This is a genomic window from Enterococcus avium ATCC 14025 (genome assembly GCF_000406965.1).
GTDB lineage: Bacteria > Bacillota > Bacilli > Lactobacillales > Enterococcaceae > Enterococcus_A > Enterococcus_A avium.
Genome location: NZ_KE136363.1, coordinates 136,599 through 155,767, shown reverse-complemented (window position 1 = coordinate 155,767; position 19,169 = coordinate 136,599). Strand labels below are relative to the sequence as shown.

General features: G+C 38.1%; 21 protein-coding genes. 2 read left to right on the top strand and 19 right to left on the bottom strand.

Annotated features, from left to right (window positions below):
- A partial coding sequence (locus OMU_RS22870; RefSeq protein WP_155857590.1) for a transposase occupies nt 1-108 on the top strand: 108 nt, incomplete at its 5' end.
- A 179-nt stretch (nt 109-287) separates the two neighbouring features.
- Here OMU_RS22870 and OMU_RS10915 read toward each other — a convergent pair.
- From OMU_RS10915 to OMU_RS10840, 16 genes are all read right to left on the bottom strand, one after another.
- Entirely contained in the window at nt 288-1,055 is a 768-nt protein-coding gene (locus OMU_RS10915; protein WP_016179970.1) for a ribonuclease HII, read from the bottom strand.
- On the bottom strand, nt 1,055-1,903 hold the full coding sequence (gene ylqF, locus OMU_RS10910; RefSeq protein ID WP_016179969.1) for a ribosome biogenesis GTPase YlqF: 849 nt from the start codon (nt 1,901-1,903) through the stop codon (nt 1,055-1,057). The genes OMU_RS10915 and ylqF overlap by 1 nt, the downstream gene beginning before the upstream one ends.
- A gap of 1,151 nt (nt 1,904-3,054) precedes the next feature.
- Entirely contained in the window at nt 3,055-4,062 is a 1,008-nt protein-coding gene (locus tag OMU_RS10905) for a C45 family autoproteolytic acyltransferase/hydrolase (RefSeq protein WP_016179968.1), read from the bottom strand.
- 222 nt (nt 4,063-4,284) lie between these two features.
- The gene (lepB, locus tag OMU_RS10900; protein WP_016179967.1) at nt 4,285-4,833 is read right to left on the bottom strand and encodes a signal peptidase I; all 549 of its coding nucleotides are present in this window, start codon (nt 4,831-4,833) and stop codon (nt 4,285-4,287) included.
- A gap of 41 nt (nt 4,834-4,874) precedes the next feature.
- Complete coding sequence (locus tag OMU_RS10895; protein WP_016179966.1) at nt 4,875-6,296, bottom strand: S41 family peptidase; 1,422 nt, start codon at nt 6,294-6,296, stop codon at nt 4,875-4,877.
- A gap of 82 nt (nt 6,297-6,378) precedes the next feature.
- Nucleotides 6,379-6,600, bottom strand: a complete 222-nt coding sequence (locus OMU_RS10890) for a YozE family protein (protein ID WP_016179965.1) — start codon at nt 6,598-6,600, stop codon at nt 6,379-6,381.
- Nucleotides 6,601-6,636: 36 nt separating this feature from the next.
- Nucleotides 6,637-7,323: a YpmS family protein gene (locus OMU_RS10885; RefSeq protein ID WP_016179964.1), complete on the bottom strand. Its 687-nt coding sequence runs from the start codon at nt 7,321-7,323 to the stop codon at nt 6,637-6,639.
- Entirely contained in the window at nt 7,323-8,174 is an 852-nt protein-coding gene (locus OMU_RS10880) for an SGNH/GDSL hydrolase family protein (protein WP_016179963.1), read from the bottom strand. The genes OMU_RS10885 and OMU_RS10880 overlap by 1 nt, the downstream gene beginning before the upstream one ends.
- A 103-nt stretch (nt 8,175-8,277) precedes the next feature.
- Nucleotides 8,278-9,117, bottom strand: coding sequence for a DegV family protein (locus OMU_RS10875; protein WP_016179962.1), 840 nt, complete (start codon nt 9,115-9,117; stop codon nt 8,278-8,280).
- Nucleotides 9,118-9,227: 110 nt separating this feature from the next.
- Nucleotides 9,228-9,722, bottom strand: a complete 495-nt coding sequence (locus tag OMU_RS10870) for a dihydrofolate reductase (protein ID WP_016179961.1) — start codon at nt 9,720-9,722, stop codon at nt 9,228-9,230.
- 29 nt (nt 9,723-9,751) lie between these two features.
- Complete coding sequence (locus OMU_RS10865) at nt 9,752-11,626, bottom strand: ABC-F family ATP-binding cassette domain-containing protein (RefSeq protein WP_016179960.1); 1,875 nt, start codon at nt 11,624-11,626, stop codon at nt 9,752-9,754.
- A 301-nt stretch (nt 11,627-11,927) separates the two neighbouring features.
- Entirely contained in the window at nt 11,928-12,491 is a 564-nt protein-coding gene (locus tag OMU_RS10860) for a MarR family winged helix-turn-helix transcriptional regulator (protein ID WP_016179959.1), read from the bottom strand.
- A gap of 244 nt (nt 12,492-12,735) precedes the next feature.
- Nucleotides 12,736-13,188, bottom strand: coding sequence for a hypothetical protein (locus tag OMU_RS10855; RefSeq protein ID WP_016179958.1), 453 nt, complete (start codon nt 13,186-13,188; stop codon nt 12,736-12,738).
- Between the two features lie 71 nt (nt 13,189-13,259).
- On the bottom strand, nt 13,260-13,622 hold the full coding sequence (locus tag OMU_RS10850; protein WP_016179957.1) for a thioesterase family protein: 363 nt from the start codon (nt 13,620-13,622) through the stop codon (nt 13,260-13,262).
- Nucleotides 13,619-14,836 carry a CCA tRNA nucleotidyltransferase gene (locus tag OMU_RS10845; protein WP_016179956.1) on the bottom strand — a complete coding sequence of 406 codons (1,218 nt, stop codon included), beginning with the start codon at nt 14,834-14,836 and terminating at the stop codon, nt 13,619-13,621. Before OMU_RS10845 ends, OMU_RS10850 begins: the two co-directional genes overlap by 4 nt.
- Nucleotides 14,833-15,183, bottom strand: a complete 351-nt coding sequence (locus tag OMU_RS10840) for a nucleotide pyrophosphohydrolase (RefSeq protein ID WP_016179955.1) — start codon at nt 15,181-15,183, stop codon at nt 14,833-14,835. Before OMU_RS10840 ends, OMU_RS10845 begins: the two co-directional genes overlap by 4 nt.
- A gap of 157 nt (nt 15,184-15,340) precedes the next feature.
- On the opposite strand from OMU_RS10840, the gene OMU_RS10835 reads away from it, so the two are divergent.
- Nucleotides 15,341-16,231 carry a YitT family protein gene (locus OMU_RS10835; protein WP_016179954.1) on the top strand — a complete coding sequence of 297 codons (891 nt, stop codon included), beginning with the start codon at nt 15,341-15,343 and terminating at the stop codon, nt 16,229-16,231.
- Nucleotides 16,232-16,276: 45 nt separating this feature from the next.
- Here OMU_RS10835 and OMU_RS10830 read toward each other — a convergent pair whose 3' ends face one another.
- The 3 genes from OMU_RS10830 to OMU_RS10820 are packed head-to-tail and all read right to left on the bottom strand — an operon-like array spanning nt 16,277 to nt 19,137.
- Complete coding sequence (locus OMU_RS10830) at nt 16,277-16,822, bottom strand: YpiB family protein (RefSeq protein WP_016179953.1); 546 nt, start codon at nt 16,820-16,822, stop codon at nt 16,277-16,279.
- A 14-nt stretch (nt 16,823-16,836) separates the two neighbouring features.
- Nucleotides 16,837-18,084 (bottom strand): tetratricopeptide repeat protein, encoded by a 1,248-nt coding sequence (locus tag OMU_RS10825; RefSeq protein WP_016179952.1) that lies wholly within the window; start codon nt 18,082-18,084, stop codon nt 16,837-16,839.
- Entirely contained in the window at nt 18,085-19,137 is a 1,053-nt protein-coding gene (locus OMU_RS10820; protein ID WP_016179951.1) for a hypothetical protein, read from the bottom strand.
- Nucleotides 19,138-19,169: the final 32 nt, after the last annotated feature.

The following is a 19,169-nucleotide window of genomic DNA, read 5'->3' as shown; positions in this document are numbered from 1 at the left end:
CTGAATAACAAGATCAAGCTGATTAAACGAATTGCGTTTGGTTATCGCAACTTTTATAACTTTCGGGCACGGATCTATTTACAACAAGGTCTGATCTTTGAAAACTAAAAAATATGCGGCGCACAGAACGCGTCGCATATCGGACTAAGTTTTATTCAAATTTGTCTTCACCAACACGATTTGACGAAGAGCCGACTAAACTCAATCGTAACAAAAATTCGTTCTTCAAAAAAATCCCTCTTTTCAGTTTCTTTATCAAAAAGATACAAAAAAAAGAAGGATTTTCTTTAGTATAAATTTTTAATTGGTGCAAATGTTTTGCGATGTATCGGTAAAATACCTTGTTCTTCAATTGCTTGTAGATGTTCTCTAGTTCCATATCCAGCATTTTTAGCAAAACCATAAGCCGGATACCTTTCGCCGTATTCAGCCATCCACTCATCACGATAGACCTTTGCGATGATACTGGCAGCCGCAATCGAAACCGATCTGGCATCTCCTTTGATAATTTTCTCCTGGGGTAACCCATTATCTAAAACCATTGCATCAATCAATAAACAGTCTGGTGTAATTTGTAGTTGATCAATTGCTCTTTGCATTGCAACTTTCGTCGCCTGATAAATATTCAACTGATCAATTTCTTCGGCCGTTGCTTCTCCAATGCCGATAGCCCGAGCGTTCTTCTTAATTTCCTTTACCAGCTCTTCCCGTTTATGCGCCGAAAGTTGTTTCGAATCATTCAAACCTAAAATTTCATGCTCATCATTCAGTATCACGGCTGCCGCTACAACTGGACCAGCCAGAGGTCCGCGACCAACTTCATCAATGCCGCAAATTGCCTGAAAACCTTGTGATTTCTTTTCATTTTCAAAAATCGACATTTCTCGATATTTTTCCGCTAATGCAACTTGCTTGTCCTGCTGCCTTTGCCATTGGCTTATTGCCAATTGGACACCTTTACGTGTATCCTGACGAAATTCTGCCAAACGATGATCATCTGCTGAAATGATTGTTTTTAACTCTGCTTTAATTGCACTAATTGATAATTTTTCCATTAAACACTCAACTCCTCGTAGCGATCCAAGGTGAAACGGCCCAATTTTCCTTGTCGCAATTCAAGAATCAGCATCTCACTGGCACGTTCATAATCATCTTTGAAACCTCGTTTTTCTGATATCAGCAATAATAACTCAGGCAACTCCATAAATAAGTCGTCTTCTGTTAATTTATAACGTTCTTTTAATTGCAATGGATAGAAGCGGCGAAAAACTTCTAACAGATAAAGTGCCAAATCATCTAAATGCAAAAGATCATCCTTAATCGCTCCAGTTAGCGCTAACTTTTTACCAACTGCTGGATCTTCAAATTTAGGCCACAAAATTCCTGGAGTATCTAATAATTCTAATTGCGAACCAAAACGCAGCCATTGCTGCCCTTTAGTGACGCCTGGACGGTTACCAGTACTAGCGATTTTTTTTCCTGCTAAATGATTTAGCAATGTTGATTTTCCAACATTCGGAATGCCAAGCACCATCGCCCGAATCGCACGTGATTTTAACCCTCTTTCTTTATCGCGAGCCATTTTTTCCGCCAATACTTTTTTACTAGCAGGAACAATTTGCTTCACACTTTTATCATTCTTAGCTGTTAACGCCAATACGTGATGACCTTGCTCACGGAAATAATTTACCCATAAAGTAGTTTGAGCTGGATCAGCTAAATCTGCTTTGTTCAATAAAATCAACCGCGGTTTTTGCTGTACAATTTGATCCAGCATCGGATTGCGTGAGGATAAAGGCAAACGCGCATCAATCAGTTCAAAAACAATATCTACAAACTTTAATTTTTCAGAAACTTCTCGACGTGCCTTCGCCATATGCCCTGGGAACCATTGAATCGTCATGTTGATATTTCCTCCTCAGCCTATCAACTTTCCCTTTAGGAGTCGTTAGGCGTTCTTTAGATATAGGCTCAACAGAGTAATTTTTTATAAATTTTCTCTGAACGAATGCCTCTTACTTAATATCTATCCGTTGATATTATAAGGGTTTCATTTCTTACAGTCCACTAAAGATTGAAATTATAACTCAGCTTAAATATCAATTACACACGCCTAACTAAATGAATAGCTTTATTTTCACTTCATTGTCACCTCTTTAAATTTACTCATATTTCTAGCTAAAGCATCCAGATTATTATAGTCATTTTTCTATTTTCTTTTAATCAGTTTAATTATTTTAATGATGATTTAAATAAATAATTAAAGACATTTTCAAAAAACAACATAAAATATATAACCGGTATATAGTTCAAAAGAAACTACTCAAGAAATTTGGTAAGTTAGAATAAGTTATTTTTTGATTATAATGTGTTAAAATGATTTATGGAGGGTGTATGCATCCATTTGATCTCTACTCTCAGCTTTTCTTAACAATGAAACTGAAGACCTTCATTTGATACACCCTCCCCACTGACTTTGTTCAGTGGTTTTTTATTTGCGACTAGTCGTGTAAAAAAGCAGTAATTATTTTTTCTCAGCGTTAGCCACATGTTTTTAATGACATGAAAATTTGATACTTCTTCTCGAAAGTATTCATGTCTAGTCGAAAGTTTCATGCAGTAAATCTTTTGTTAGCCGATCTGCTGATCATTTGAATCCTATTGCATGCACCTATTCTGCCAATTTTATTTTCCTCCTATAATAACTTACTCACAAAGAGCAACACTTACTTGAACAATCATAATCAAGAGCATTCAGCGCAAGGGAAATTGGCGCTTTATAAAATAACAAGATTCTATTTTATATGCACATTTAACCATCCACTTTTTTTATAGAATCAATGAAATAATTCAAAAAGAAAAGAAAAAAACTCTCAGACTTGAGTGCTTTTTTCTTTTTTCTTTTTTTAAGTTATATAAAGCCAGTAGCTGGCTTCTAATAATTTTAATTGATGAATGTGCTTGCTCCTGTTTATAATTGATTCAAAAATATTTTAGTGACACCAATCAGATAAGTGATTGTATACCATTACAAAAAGAAAAAATAGTCCTCAATCAAAAATCAAACCTCATATCTTCTTGAAATTTTTTCCGATTAGGATTGCCTTCGCAACGATAAACCCGTTTATTGCTTAAATCATAAATTGCTGACCAAACAGTATCTTTGCCCGTCTTCCGATCGTATTGACATAAAAAGCCAAACTCACCTGCTAATAATTTCTTTGCCTCAGACAAATCCATATGTTGGAAATTAGAAGATAAATAGTCCATCAACGTTTGATATCGTTCTTCCGCAAACCAATCATCGACAAGGTTTATTTTTCTTGAGAGCAGCTCTGGCAAATGAAAACTATTCGTTGCACAAAGGAATCCTTCATTTTCCAAAGTAGAATGAACTAATTTATCATTTGTAAATTCAACCAAACAGGCGTCTCCAGAAAGATCGGCAATTACTAACGTTCCAGCTGAACAACGAGGAATCCTTTTCAAAAGCTCAAGCGCTTCTTTGACTGTTTTACATTTTTCCAACAACATGCGCAAAATCATTCCAACATTGATTCCTGGCTTTAACTGATCTGGAAACACGGAAGTCAAGGCGATGGTAAGACCTGCTTGATTCACACCGTCTTCCATCTCCACAAAGGCCGTCGTGTTACCCGAAAATGCATAGGAATCAGACATTTTAAAAGAATACAAACAATTCATATATAATTTTTCAATTTCTGTCAAAAAGTCACTATTGCGGCCGAGTAAAAAGGACTGCTCATTCTTAATGACGAAGCTTGAGCAATTCGTAACTTTGACAAGTGCATACATCGAAAAGAGAATAGCATACAGAGAATCTGGTTTAATCTTTTGACCATCCGCAATGCCTTTGATTTCATCAATGATCTCTGGATAATATTCCTCATACACAGGATAGCATTGCTGTGCAAATTCCTTCATTTCTTTTGTAATATCAAAAGGTATGTTGTCTAACAATTGCTTACCATTTTTACTGAGCAGCATTCCCCATTTTTTTCCAATTGCATAATGTGTTCCATTGAATCTTGCATGATACATACATTTTCTCCTTCATCTTCAATTAGGAGTCGACTTCCTATCTCAAGAGTAACTCAATAAAAATTTTACTTCAATTGAATAAAATGAGAACTTTTCTCAATTTTTTTGAATCAGGATTTGCAAAGGATGCTTCGAAAAATGATAAAAGAATTTATTCTCGTCACGCATATCATCTTTCTAATCACGCTGAGGCTTGAAAAAAAAGATGGATTTCTCCATCTTTTACGAAATAATCTTAATATGGGTTAGTGGATAATAGACTGCTTGGGCTTTGCCTAAAATATCTTTACTTTGAACTGTGCCAAATGAACGACTATCCTTTGAAATCCTTCGATTGTCTCCTAAAACAAAATACTCATCTTTAGGTAACTTCTTTTCCCCAATCAATTCATCCAATTTGAAATCTGTTGTATAAGGAGAAACCTGGTGATCATGACTACGGTTGTTCGTCAAAAACGACTCAGCGATCTTTTCACCATTGATATAAAGCTGATCTTTTTCATAGCGGATATCATCTCCAGGCAGTCCAATCACTCGCTTGATGTAGATCGTTCCATCTGCCTGTTGAAACACAATCACATCAAATCGTTTGACCTTACTGAATTTCTCCATCAGAATCATATCACCCTGTGATAATGTTTGATCCATCGAATTACCAGTTACAGGAACAGGAATCAAGAGGAATCCACGAATAACTACACCAAAAAAGAGGGAAATCAAGAGATATTTAACACCTAACCATAGATGTGATTTTGTAACTAAATTTTTCAATTGCTTTTCCCCTCGCAATCAAAACCAACAGAATGAATCTGTTAGTTATTTTTTAACGTTTCTATAGCTTTAGCATAAGCAACATCATTGGATTTGACAAGCGCAAATACCTTTTCTTGAATAGCATCAACTGTTTTATCATCCAATGCCCCAGTTGCAGACAAATTGTTTTCCGTCTGAATTTCTATTACTGCATCCTTCGTTGCTTCATTGAACAAATCTCCTTCTGTAGGATAACCTAAAGCTTTTAGCATGGTATTGAGATTTTTGATCGTATCGTCTGTATCGCCAATACGCCAATTTGATTGCTTGGAGATAGGTGGCAACTTGGCGTATTCAGGATAATCGGCTTCAATCGTCGGTGACACACCCTTTCCTTCAACAGAAGAACCGTCTGGAGCAAACCATTTCATAATCGTCAGCTGAACGAAATTATCTTTACCGATTGGACTGAGTGTTTGAACACTGCCTTTTCCAAAAGTATTCACACCGATAATCGGATAATTTTTATTCTTAACTGCCGCTGCTACTAATTCTGCACCATATGAACTCTCTTGATCTACTAGAAAAACAGTGGGTTCTTTCACTTTGAAGCCCTGATCAATTTTTTTACCCGCTTTGTCAATTGATATCACCTTTTTATTGTTCGAAAACTGAGCAATTGTATCACCGTTGTCTAAAAAATAACTGGCAACCCGTTCTGCCTCAGCGATTAGCCCCCCAGAATTTTGACGAAGATCGATTACAAATGATTTCGCGCCGTCTTTACGGAGCTGTTCAATAATCGTGCGAAATTCTAATGCCGTTGTTTCACGAAAATTATCGATTTGAATTGAGCCAACCGTCGGATTATCTTTATCAACATTGCCCTTCACTGTATCTTCAGGAACAACATCTCGTTCCAGCGATACCTCAAATTGTTCACTACCTCGTTGAATCAGTAATTTTACCTGTGTACCTTTTTTACCTCGAATCATACTTACAATTTGATCTAGTGATTTATCCTTAGTTGTTTTGCCGTTTACTTCCAAAATAATATCTTTGGCTTTCAATTTAGCATTTTCAGCGGGAGAATTTTTCACAGGCACTCGATCAATCACGGGCAGCCGGTTTTCTAACTGTAGATTTGCTCCGATGCCTTCAAAACTTCCGGCCACTTTCGCATTCAATTCTTTGGTTTCCTTTGCGGTTAGAAATTCTGATTCAGGGTCTTGCAAGGACTCCGTCATACCTCTCAAAGCACCTTGAATCAACTGTTCTTTGTCTACTTTTTCAACATAATTTGTACTGATTAAATCATACAAGTCTTGAACGTCATCCAAATCATTACGAGTTATTTTAACGACTGAATCATTATCCATTGCTTGTTTTTGTTCAATAAAATGAGTCACTACCGCAGTAATCACGATAGTACATATGATCGATACGACAAAAATCGATACTGGTAACGTTTTTTTCTGCAAGGCGCATTTTCCTTTCACCCTTTTTTTCATGATAGCATGCTAGAAAAAAAAGGAAAAGCCTTCAACAACTTTTCCTTTTGAATTATTTATTATTTTCTAAGTATTTATCCCAAACTTGATCAAACAGATCCATCGAGTCTAAATAATCGACACTCAATTCTAGATAATCAGCAACCTCGTGATAATCCTCCGATTGCTTAGGAAACATAATGTCCTTAGCGACTGCTCCAGCAAATGCCTCGACTGAATCATGGGGATTATGTCCACGTTGGGTCAAGATATAATGATAAAAGCTTCTTCTCAATTGATTCACCTCGATGATTGTTGTACGTTTTATTGATTAATCATTGGCTTTCTTTTCTTTTGGTAAATACAGACTAAATTGAATGTCATCACCAACAAGATCAATGTGGTTCGCTTTAATAAACATGCCATTTTCTAGTTTGAACTCGTTTAACTTCAACACAATCGTTTGATCTTTAGGATCAATTGCTACCCATTTAGGGAATTTATAGCCGCGTTTTACTGTTGCCATTACTTGACTAACTGGCAAGTTTAAAGAACCAATGGATAAATCTCGCGCTTTTAATTGAATATTGCCATTATCCATAACAAACGGATCAAAGTAAAGATAAAAATCAACATTTGCACCTAATATTTTGAATTCGCCCTTTAGCATTGCTTGATTTTCCAAGTAGAACTCATATTTCACATCCGAACCTTTTTGCAAATCATTCAAAAAGTATTCCATTACGGTGTTTAATTTCTTTTTATTTGTGTTCATCGTCAAAACTGGTGAACCCTTTGGTACCGTTGTTTCACTGCTAGGTGGCAAGTTTGTTTCTCTGGCTGTAAATATACGGACGGTAGAGAAAATAATTCCGCCTAATAAGATGCCTACCAATACGAGAAACGCGATTTTCCAACCGTTGATTTTGTTATGAACGGTTTTCGTTGTTCTTGTTTCTGCCTTTTTCTTAGTATCTTTATGTTCTTCGATTTCTTTGTTTTCTTCCTTTTCTGTCATTAATTACGCTCCTTTGTTAACCATAAATCCTTCGTATCGACGATTTTCTCTTGAATCGCTGTCGCCATCAACTGGTAGCCTAAATTATTCGGATGGAAGTTATCTTCGTCGTATAGTGCATCATTCTTCACTTCTGAGGTAGAACTTGTCGATGTCTCAGCACTATCTTTCGTGGCGATTCCTTTATAAAGCAGATCATTGACGGGAACAAAGAAGCAATTCGACATTTCCTTGGTCAATCGCTCGGTCTCTTTATTCCAATTGTCTACAACCGTCTGCATCGCCTTGATATCTGGGAAATTCAAGTAATAAGGATTGTAGATTCCTACGACATAAATTGGAGCCTTCGGATTAAGCTCTCGCATTTCAGCTAAAATATCGGTCACATACTCGCCGTATTTTTTGATTGGACGATTGAACTGCTTAGCTGTTTTTGCGGTGAGATTTTTTTGAAAGGCTTGGAAAAGATCGTTCCCGCCAACGGTCATGGTGATTAGATCCGCACTGGCAAGACTGCTTCGTAAGTCTGAATCCTTTTTTACACGTTTTAAAATCTGATCACTGCGTTCGCCCGAAACACCATAGTTGTCTTTTTCAACCGAAGTCAATTCATATTTTTGTTGCAGCGCATCGGTCACTAAAGGTACATATCCACCGCGTTTTGTCTCATCGCCTACTCCTTCAGTCAGTGAATCACCTACTGCAACGAAGTGAACAGATTTCTTATAGTTCTGACTTTCATCTCGAACTACGCGGATTCGCGACTCGGCTTTAGGAATAGTTAAAAAAAGAATAGTCAAAGTAGCAACTGCTGCTACCAATGGAATCAGTAGTATTGAAAATCGTTTCATTCATCTGCTCCTTCTTCTGATTCATAGCTCGTTATAGATTACCTTTGATTAGAAAGGTTCTCTTTGGTAAAAAAAGCGCCTCTATCTCTAGAGGCAGGGACATCTAATCTGTATAATACATGATAGCAAAAGCACCAGGTCCCGTATGGGTAGCCACGATTGGGTTTGTGTGCAGAACTGGAATATGCATATCCGGGAACATCTCTTGTAAAGCTTGCTTAGCCTCGTCAATAAAATCGAGCTTTCCAGCGTAAGATATCCCGATTTGTTTCACATTAACTTTTGCTAACTCATCTTTAAAAGCCGCAAACCATTTGCTAAATGTCTTTTTGCCGCGCCCCTTCGTAATCGGCAACAATTCGCCATCTTCCAGCTCCATCACTACTCGCATATTTAATACACTGGAAATAACTCCAGCTACACGACTAATTCGTCCGCCCTTAACTAAATTATCGAGTGAAGAAATACCGATAAATAGCTTACTGTGATCTTTCACTTTTTCAACACCAGCTAAAACTTCTTCTAACGATGCACCCTCTTGTGCTAGCTTAGCTGCTTCAATTACTTGAAAGGCTTGTGATTGGTCGATAAATCCGCAATCAATAACTGTTACATTACTGCCGCTAAGAAACGTTGCTTGACGCGCTGCTTCGGCAGTCCCGCTTAAAGTATGTGACATATGGATCGAAACGATAGGACTTCCATCTTTTCCTAATTCATCATATAATTCTGCAAAATAGCCAATCGGTGGTTGACTTGTTTTGGGTAGATTTTTAGCCTGCGCCATCATCTCCATAAAGCGCTCGCCTGTTAATTCATCATCGTCAGGATAGACCACATCGTCAATCATCACTGACAAAGGGATAACAGTAATATTTAATTCATCTCGAACCGATTGTTCAATCGTACAAGATGAGTCGGTTACAATTTTAACATTTGGCATTCTGATCCTTCTTTCCATACCTAGTTTCAAATTAATTTCAGTATATCAAAACTAACGAAATAAATCATTGTTGAAACTACTTCTTTAAAATTCTTGAAAGAACCGCGTCCTTACGAATCAGTTCTTTGATAAGTTTCAAAATAATAATCATACGGGTTCTTTTCATCCCTTTGACCTTGATTTCGCTCCGTCAGCTGCCACTTACTCCATTCGATTTCTGGAAAATAAGCATCGCCCTCAAAGCTTTCTTCGATAAAAGTCCGATAAATTTTCTCACAGTATGGCAGAAATTCTGTATAAATCGCAGAACCACCAGCAATAAAGGTCTCTCCGTCATTCTCGCGAGAAAATGCCAAGACCTCCTCCAAAGAATGCATCACCACCACATTTTTAGCCTGATAGCTCTTATCTCGTGTTAAGACAATCGTTTGACGATTTGGTAGTGGTCGTTTTCCCATTCCTTCGAAGGTTTTCCGTCCCATGACTAAAGCGTGATTGATCGTTGTTTCTTTAAAAAATCGCAGGTCATTTGGCAAGTGCCATGGTAAATGATTATTTCTACCAATCAAACCATTTTTATCCTGCGCCCAAATTGCAATTAACATACCGTTCCTCCTACCACATAATAAAAATTTTAATTTTCCTCAATAATTTCGCTCAGATACTCCCAGCGGTTCATTTTCTCATCCAGATCCTGCTCCGTCTGATCAATTTCTTTTTGTAAATCCTGTAATTTTGTAAAATCATCGCCTTGATGATTCATCGCTTCCGTCAATTCGTCGATCTTACTTTCTAACAACGCGATATCATCTTCAATTGTTTCCCATTCTTTCTGCTCGTTATAGGAAAGTTTCTTCTTGCGCTCTTTTGGTTGAGGTTTTGCCTTAACAGCCTTCTCTTCTTTTACTGGTTTTTGCTGATCTAGATACTCCATAATCGAGCCAAAATAAGAAACAATTTTCCCATCTCCTTCAAAGATCAATAATTTCTCAGCTACCTTATCTAAAAAATAACGATCATGAGAAACAGTAATCACAGCGCCTGAGAATTCCTGTAAATAATCCTCTAATACTGTCAACGTGGCGATATCCAAATCATTCGTAGGTTCATCCAGTAATAAAACATTCGGTTGTTGAATCAGCAATTTTAATAGATAAAGTCGTCTTTTTTCGCCACCTGATAATTTTCCAATTAGTGTTCCATGCATAAATCGAGGAAATAAAAAACGCTCTAATATTTCCGCTACACTAATTTGTGAACCGTCTCGCTGCTTGACTTCCTCCGCCGCTTCTTGCAAATAGGCGATCATTCGTTTATTGGGATCAAGCGTTTCATTTTGTTGGGTGTAATAAGCCAAACGAACGGTTTCACCAATTTCAATAACACCGCTGTCTACTTGTAATCTTCCAGCTAAAAGGTTGAGCAAGGTTGATTTTCCTGCCCCGTTCTTTCCAGTAATACCTAAACGTTCCCTCGTTTGAATTAGTAAATCAAACTGATCCAGAATTGTTTTCCCTTCGATCGCATACGAAGCTTGCTTTACTTCCAAAACCTTCTTACCAAGTCGAGTCGTCGCAATGTTCATCTCAAGCTGTCCATCGGTCTTGACTTGATTTAGATTCTCTTTCAAGTCTTCAAACCGGTTGATCCGCGCCTGCTGCTTGGTTGTTCGAGCCTTGGCACCCGCACGCATCCAGGCTAGTTCCTGTTTGTACAGCTGTTTTCTTTTACCTTCCTGTTCAATGGCGATCCGATCACGTTCAGCCTTTTCAACTAGATACGCTTCATAATTTCCATGATATTCATAAAGATTACCAAAAGAAAGCTCAAAAATGCGATTTGTCACTCGATCTAAGAAATAGCGATCATGAGTGACCATCAACAGTGAGCCTGTATAGCTTTTCAAATAACTTTCCAACCATTGAATCGCATCGTAGTCTAAATGGTTCGTTGGTTCATCCAACAATAGGAGATCTGGTGCGTCAATCAGAACTTGAGCCAATGCGACACGCTTGATTTGTCCCCCTGAAAGCTCTCCGATTCGCTTATTCAATGTATCTATCCCTAACTTGTTCAAGATCGCTTTCGCTTCACTATCAGCTGTCCAAGCGTCTTGCTTGTTCATCGATTCTTCGGCTAGACTAAATTGTCGCTGAAGGTCTGCAGTATTCTCATGAGATAAGTTTAGTAAAGCCTTTTCATAGTCACGGACTGTCTGCATCAGTGGATTATTCCCTTGAAAAACAACATCCAAAACCAATAATTCTTCAGTAAAAGTCTGTTCCTGCGCTAAGTAGCCAATCCGATAATCGCTCGCTTTTTCGATTGCCGAAACATCACCATCTCCACTATCTTTACCGGCTAGAATTGTTAGCAGACTGGATTTACCAGTTCCGTTGACTCCGATCAATCCAATTCGATCTTTTTCGTGAATTAAAAAGGAAATACGATCAAATAACGTCTTATCTCCAAATGTTTTGTATAGCTCTGTTACTTTTAATTCTTTCATCTCAAACCATCCTCAAATTTCTCTACGTTATTGTAACAAAAAAAGACCGTAAAGGAAATTTTTCCTTTACGGCTTTCTCAACTATAAAAAAAGTATAAAATTTTTAGAAGAGTATATCGCTTTACAGGAGACATATCCATATCCGGCTTCACAAAATAGTTTTTTCGGCAATAAGCAAAAATATTTAGAAATATTTTGGTCTTATTGCTGAGACACACAGCGACTGCTTGCAAAGCTGATATGGAACAGTACCTACTTGGTGCTCAAAAGCTGAGCAAGTTCGCGAAGCCTTTCTTAATTCTTACCAATTAAAATCAGCAAAATCCAAGAAGTGACGTGAATGAGCCGGACCTCTTCCGTGTGGACCATGTCCATGCGGTGGTCGTGGACCATCGAAGCCTCTACCTCCACCAAAGAATTCCTCTGAATCTTCTTCGCCTAACTCATTTTTTAACCTTTCATTTAATTTCTCAACTAATCGTGTCCATTCTGCCTTCTCCTCATCGCTAAAATCAGCAAATAACTCTTCTCCAAAATCTGGCGCATCAGAAATCTTTTCAGCTTCTTCGCGACCTTTTTCAGTTAAACGAATGATCATCACACGACGATCTTGTTCTGAGGCTTCGCGGGTAATCAATTCTTTATCCTCTAGCTTTTGCAATAATTCTCCAACTGATTGAGCTCGCATGCCAAGGACGAACGTCAAATCTTTTTGACTAATCTCTGGATTCATCTTTAATAATGCTAGTACCCTTCCTTGACCTCGATGTGGACCGTAACCCTGATTTTTTGCCATTTGACGATGGTAATAACGTCGTAAGTCATGTTGTAGCTTCATAAATTGTTCATTCATTTGATTTTCCATAATAATCTCTCCTTATTTTGTTCAGGTACCTTACATTTATATAATACAGGTACCTGAACAATATATCAAGGAAGTACCCAAAATTATTCCGGTACCTTAGTAATTTCTTTAGAAATCTGCTTCAAATGATAAACTAATTGTAAAGTTAGTTCGAAATTCAGGGAATTCTTTTTCTGGTCACACCAACACAAAAAAGTGACAAAAAAACAAGCATCCTTAATTGAATGCTTGTCTTAAATATCTTTTAAAATTGATCGCCATATACATCATCCACATTTTTCATTGGATCAATTACGATATATAAGCTTTTTGTTTTTTCAGAAACTTTTGTTGATTGGTATACATTGTCAAGACCTTCAGTGTCTTTGTCCTTATAAGGGAAATACACAGAATCAGGATGCCCTGCACGATAAATAATATCCATCCGTTCGATGTCTTCGAATTTACGTGCACGTTCAAACATTCCTAGCTCTAGTCCGCCTAAGTTGATATCTGTTGTTTGAACATGGTCGCCTTCTTGATAAATTTCGATCTTGAATCCCGCACATGGATGAATTTCTACAAATTCACTTCCATGAATTCTTCCGAAGCTAGTGGTAATTTGTTTAATCCACAAATCGCCAATGTAACGACGATCAATCGTCCATGTTTCGCCATTACGAAAATAGAATTTTAACGCTGTCATTTCTCTTGCCATTCTACATTCTCCTCACTACTAATCTAAAACAAGTTTAGCATACCTTGAGTAAACGGTCACATGTTGTGCTCTCACTTCACTTTTTTTAGGAAAGCTGCTGTTTCTACAATCACTCGCTGATGATCAGCTTCCCCGATCAATTGCTTTCCGTCAAAGGCTTTAATGGAAAATGACACTCTGTTTCTTTCATTTTCAAGCATTTCTGCCTCAACTTTTACCTCTGCTCCCACAGTAGACGGTACTAAATGCTTTAACGTCATTTTAAAGCCAACACTGGTCTGCTCAGAAGAGAGTTCGGGTGCTAAGAGCTGCTTAGCACAATTCTCCATCATCGCTACTAAGGCTGGGGTCGCCAACACTTCTAAATCACCTGAACCCATTTTTAACGCTGTTTGTTCTTCTTTAACTTGATAAAGCTGGATTAATTTTTTCATGACATCTCCTTTTCTAAAAAATCTTCTGCAAAAGCAAGTAATGCTTCTTTTTCGTTTTTCAAATTCCCTTCAACAACTTCTTGCTCCAATTTGTTTAAAGTCATACTGATCCAAGGTCCGCGAGGATAATCAAAATGATCCTTCACTTCATTGCCCTTTAAAGCTAAATCCTTCAATGAATAGATCGGCAAAAATTGATAAAGCAAACGAATTTTTGCTAGGTTTGGTTCGCGATCAAAATAATAAAGTAAGTATTCTACAGACAATGCCAATTCTCTGCCAAGTTGATATAATGTCCAATTATCCCACTCAAATTTCAAACGGAATTGTAGAGCCGGTACCATCTCAGTTACTTCTCTAATCAATTGATTAGAACATTTCCATTCCTTCATGAAGTAGCGGATATCTGTGATATTCATATCCAACATGATCATTAAAAGCGTCCATGCTTGTCGCTCAGTTGGAACGGCAGGCCCGTGAAGCTCAGAAAAATTTAATAACGCAGTGCCGTAATCACGCAGCCCTGGACAATAAATATAGCATTCTGATTCGACAAAAGAACGCAAGCCTGCTTCTCTGAAGGAACCCATCATTAGTTTGACAAATTCTACGTTGATCCGTTCCACAGATATCTTAGCTAATAGTGAATGATATTCTTGAATCGCCTCGAAGGTATTAGGCTCTAATGTAAAGCCCAAATGGCTGACAAATCGTAGAGCACGCATCATCCGCAGAGCGTCCTCGTGAAATCGTTCATAGGGATTTCCCACTGCCCGTAAAACTTTATTTCGCAGATCGTCTAATCCATCAAACAGGTCAATCACCGTTCCGTCGATTCCCACGGCTAACGCATTAATGGTAAAATCACGACGCTTTAAATCTTCCTTTAGCGAACGAACAAATTCCACATGATCCGGACGACGATAATCCTGATAGGTCGACTCCGTTCGAAATGTCGTCACTTCATAGGTAGCTTCTTTTGTAATTACCATCACCGTCCCGTGATCAATGCCCACATCAATTGTACGGTGAAACAATTCCTTAACTTCTGCCGGAAAAGCACTGGTAGCTATGTCAACATCATGGATTGGTTTATTCAGTAGAATATCCCGCACGCTGCCTCCAACGTAGTAAGCTTCATACCCTGCTTCTTGCAATTTACGCAGAATCGGCATCGCACCTTGAAATTCTAATGGAAAAGCTTCTAATCTCATTGTGTCTCCCCTTCCGTCAAACCATCTTTGCGCTCGAAACGAAAACGATCGCGTTGGTTAAACTTCGCCATATTGCGATTGAAGGTCTCTGTTAAATCAATCCCTAAAGAGTTCGCCATGATAATCGTCACAACTAGGACATCTCCCAGTTCTTCTTCGACTGTTTTTGGCTTCTCTGTTTCTTTCTTTGGCTTTTCTCCATAATAATGATTAACCTCGCGGGCCAACTCCCCAACTTCCTCTGTTAAACGAGCCATTTGGCCAAGCGGGGAAAAATAACCGGTTTTAAATTGTTGAATATAATCATCAACTTCCTGTTGCATGATTTTCATTGTCTTTTCATTCATCAAACCACCTCAAACCTATCTTATCAAAAAACAGATTTGTTTCCTATCATGTTGTTGTAACTATCTGAATTTCATGCTATGTTGGTTGAGGACTGAAATTGTACAGAATCAGGTTTTACTCACTATCCAATCAGCAAATAAAAACAGGAGGTGTCGTATGGAAACGACTATGACTACACGGATCAAAGAAATTCTATTTATTGTGGTGGGAACAGCGATTTATGCATTTGGTCTCGTCTATTTAAATATTGCGAATCATTTAGCAGAAGGCGGCGTCACTGGTATTACATTGATTATTCGCGCTCTTTTTGGCATTGATCCCGCCTACACAACATTACTCATCAATATTCCATTGATTTTGATTGGCGGAAAAATTTTGGGAAAACGTTCTTTTTATTACACCATTTTAGGAACCGTTTGCTTGTCGGTATTCTTGTGGATCTGGCAAAGAATCCCTCTGCAGATTAACTTGGACCACGATTTATTTATCGTATCAATTTTGGCGGGGTTATTTGCCGGCTTTGGCAGCGGTTTGGTTTATCGTAATGGTGGAACAACTGGCGGTGCTGATGTCATCGCTCGAATATTGGAACAAAAGATCGGCTTCACCATGGGAAAATCATTGCTGATTTTCGATATCGTTGTGTTGATCTGTTCATTAACCTACCTAGACCTGAAACGAATGATGTACACACTAATCGTCTCATTTGTCTTTAGTAAAGTCGTGGATGTACTATCTTCAGGCGGTTATGCAGCCAAGGGTGTGATGATCATCTCAAACGAAAGCAATGTAATTGCTGAATTATTGATGGCGCATTTGGAACGAGGGGTAACTTATCTTCATGGTGAAGGTGGCTTCTCATCAGAATTAAAACGCATCGTTTATATTGTGGTTTCTCAACAGGAAATAAATGAAGTGAAAAAAATCATCCACTCTGTTGATGAAAAGGCCTTTATCCTAATTAGTAACGTCCATGATGTTGAGGGTGAAGGATTTACTTACTTAAGGCCTCAGCGACGAAGATTTACTTTAAAACGCTCCAATTAAAAAGCATCGCACGGACTGACATTCATTGCCAGTCGTGCGATGCTTTTAACTATTTAGCTTAAGTTTCAAGCGATTCAACTCATCTGATAACGTTAGAAAAGCTTCCTTATCACCATCTTCTAGAGCCATATCAATTTGTTTCTTGAGTAGATTCATTTGAGCTTCTTTTTCCTGGTACTTCAAGAAATTCTCAACTTCTGAAATAATTTCCTCACTTACATTGTCATTCCATGAAAGAGCAGGATTGTCCTCAAGCACGGATAAGTATTGGGCATTTTGCCAAGAATGCGGAAACACACATTCCAAGTATAAAGGCTGTTGCCAATGCAGACGAATCTCATGAAAAATTTGATCACTATTAGAAAACTGATGACCTTCAATCGAAAATACCATCGGTTCTTCTCGTTGAGTGATATCGCGAAAAACCAATCCACGTTCTGTTTCTAAAGCTTGCTCCACAATATGGACATTTCGCAAAATCGCCTCATGATTAATTAGATAGTTCAAAATCCAGATCACTTCTCGCCGTTGAAAACTCACATTGTTGATCAACCAAACAAGAAATTCGCGTTTTTCACCTACATCGATCATTTTTCCTCACCTCTCTACTCTTCTAGTAATGATTGTACTTCCAAATCACCTGATTCCATTTCCAAATAGTTGGTTAATACAGCGCGGGCTGGTTCCAATTGCCCATCTTCTCGTAAAAAGATGCCGTAAGCTTTTAAGAAATCTGGTTCATGAGCTAAATCCTCATAAGCCTGTTTATAATACGTACCGGCAGCCGCGAAATCCTCTAATTCGTTATAAGCCTGAGCTAAATTCCATGCGGCATAAGGATTTCCCTTTTCCTCCATTTGGCTAATCATTTCAATCGCCTTATCCGGCTGATCCTCATTTAAATACAGATTACTTAAGGTTAACAGGGACTCATCCGTTTTATCCCCCATTTCAAGAGCTTGCAGCAATAATTCCTCTGCCTTTTTGCTATCACGTAAACGATAAGCAATTTCTGAAGCCAAATGCAAGAGCTCGACCTGATAAGGATTTTCCTTGATCCCTTCTTCAGCGGCAAGCAACGCTTCTTCTAGCAGCTCCTCTTCTTTCAAGCTGTCAGCAAGATAGTAATAGCCGCTTTGATATTGCGGATCAAGCGCAATCAGCTCTTGCAAATAGTTGATCGCTTTTTGATGATCGTGGATTTGATAGTAAGTAAAACCTAATTGGAATAAACGATCAGAGGTATGTTCCTGCTCTAAAGCACGTTCTAAAAACGGAATGGCTTCTTCAAAGCCCCCCATCATACTATAGGCTGTACCGATTCGCTCATCAATCGAGATGTTGGCAATTTCGTCGACTCCTTGTTTTTGAAGCTGTCCATATTCATTGATGGCTTCTCCTAATTGATTGGTTGTAAAGTGAAGTTCAGCTAAAGCAAAGGTAATCAACGGTTCCTCTGGTGCAATCGTTTTTGCCTGTAATAATTTTGCTTCACTCACTTCTGGAATGCCTAAGACCTGATACAAATCAGCTGTTACTAGTAGGCTTTCTAAATAATTATCACTTTCTGGTTCAATTTTTTCTAAATATTCAAAGGCACCATCAATGTCATCATTCTCGATGGCAATCTCTGCTAATGAAAGATAAAAGACATCCTCTTCTGGAAAATCCTTTAACAATTTCTCCAAAATACGTTTAGCTTCCTCTAGAAATCCCAATGCTTGAAGTTCTTCTGCTAAACTTGCCAGTATTTCTGGTTCGTCATTTTTTAGGGCCTCTTCGAACAGTAGATTGGCCTCGCCTAAATCTTCATCTTTTAGTGCTGCGAGCATTTTTTCACTATAACTTGACATCTATTCTCCCCTGATCTCTGTAACGATTTTTTGATATATTTCAAATGTTTGAAGTAATTCTTTTTGCGTCGGAACCTTTTTCATTCCGACTTCACCGACTTGAATTAATCCCGCCAGTGGTTTTTCTTTTGCTAGTGCAATCACCTGCTGACCATAATCAGCCAGCGAAATGCCTTCTGGTACAATGATTGGAAAACCTAATTGCACCAACCATATCATAAAATTTTTGAAATTGAAATGAAGATTACTTGCTGAAACATTCCATGCCAATTCAAACAATAGACCGAACATTGTTTTCATACTATTTGACAGCAGCGAGCCGTTTTCCGTTTGAAAAAAAGCTTTCTCAAAGGTTTTCCCGAAATCATTGAGCTGTTGACTGTTGGTTTGATAATAATTGATCAGTCTTTCGCTAAACGCCGAGAATGACTGCTGCAAAAGCGCCTCGCTGGTAGGAAAATTTACATACAGACTTTGTAAAAAAGGGTAATCACAAACGATTCCACAGCGAATCAACGTCAATAGATCCACCATTTTGCCGGTTTTTTGCTGATCTGCTAAGGTATGATCAAATAGGATGCTTTGAGGCACCTCTTCAATCTCCATGACTGTCATTAAATTTTTTTCTGAGAGAATTTGATCAACAAACGAGAGACTTTGAGCAAAGGATCTCAGCGAAACTGGTAAAAAGCACAGCTCGGTATCAAAGTTTGTCACATGGTGAGTAAATCCTAACAGTTCTATTACCCCTTCATTACCAATTCCAAGAAAAATCGTTTCCTTTTGCCGACTAAACCGTTCCAGAAAGTGAATCAGCTCTTGAAAATTATCCATAGTATTGCAATAGCGATTATTCGGCGTGATGAACCAATCATGTGTACTTGATTTTGGAATAAATTGTCTTAACTTTTCCGCGTATAAATCATAATAACGCTGGTTGCCGCAAAATAGAATCTGTTTATTTTCCAAATCTTTTTTGCGCATCATTGAAGCGACGGTTTCACCATACGTGATTCGCGTCTCCTGAAGTTTGTTTCGGTATGTTACTTCCATCACGTTCACCCCGTTTACTTCATTTTATACTA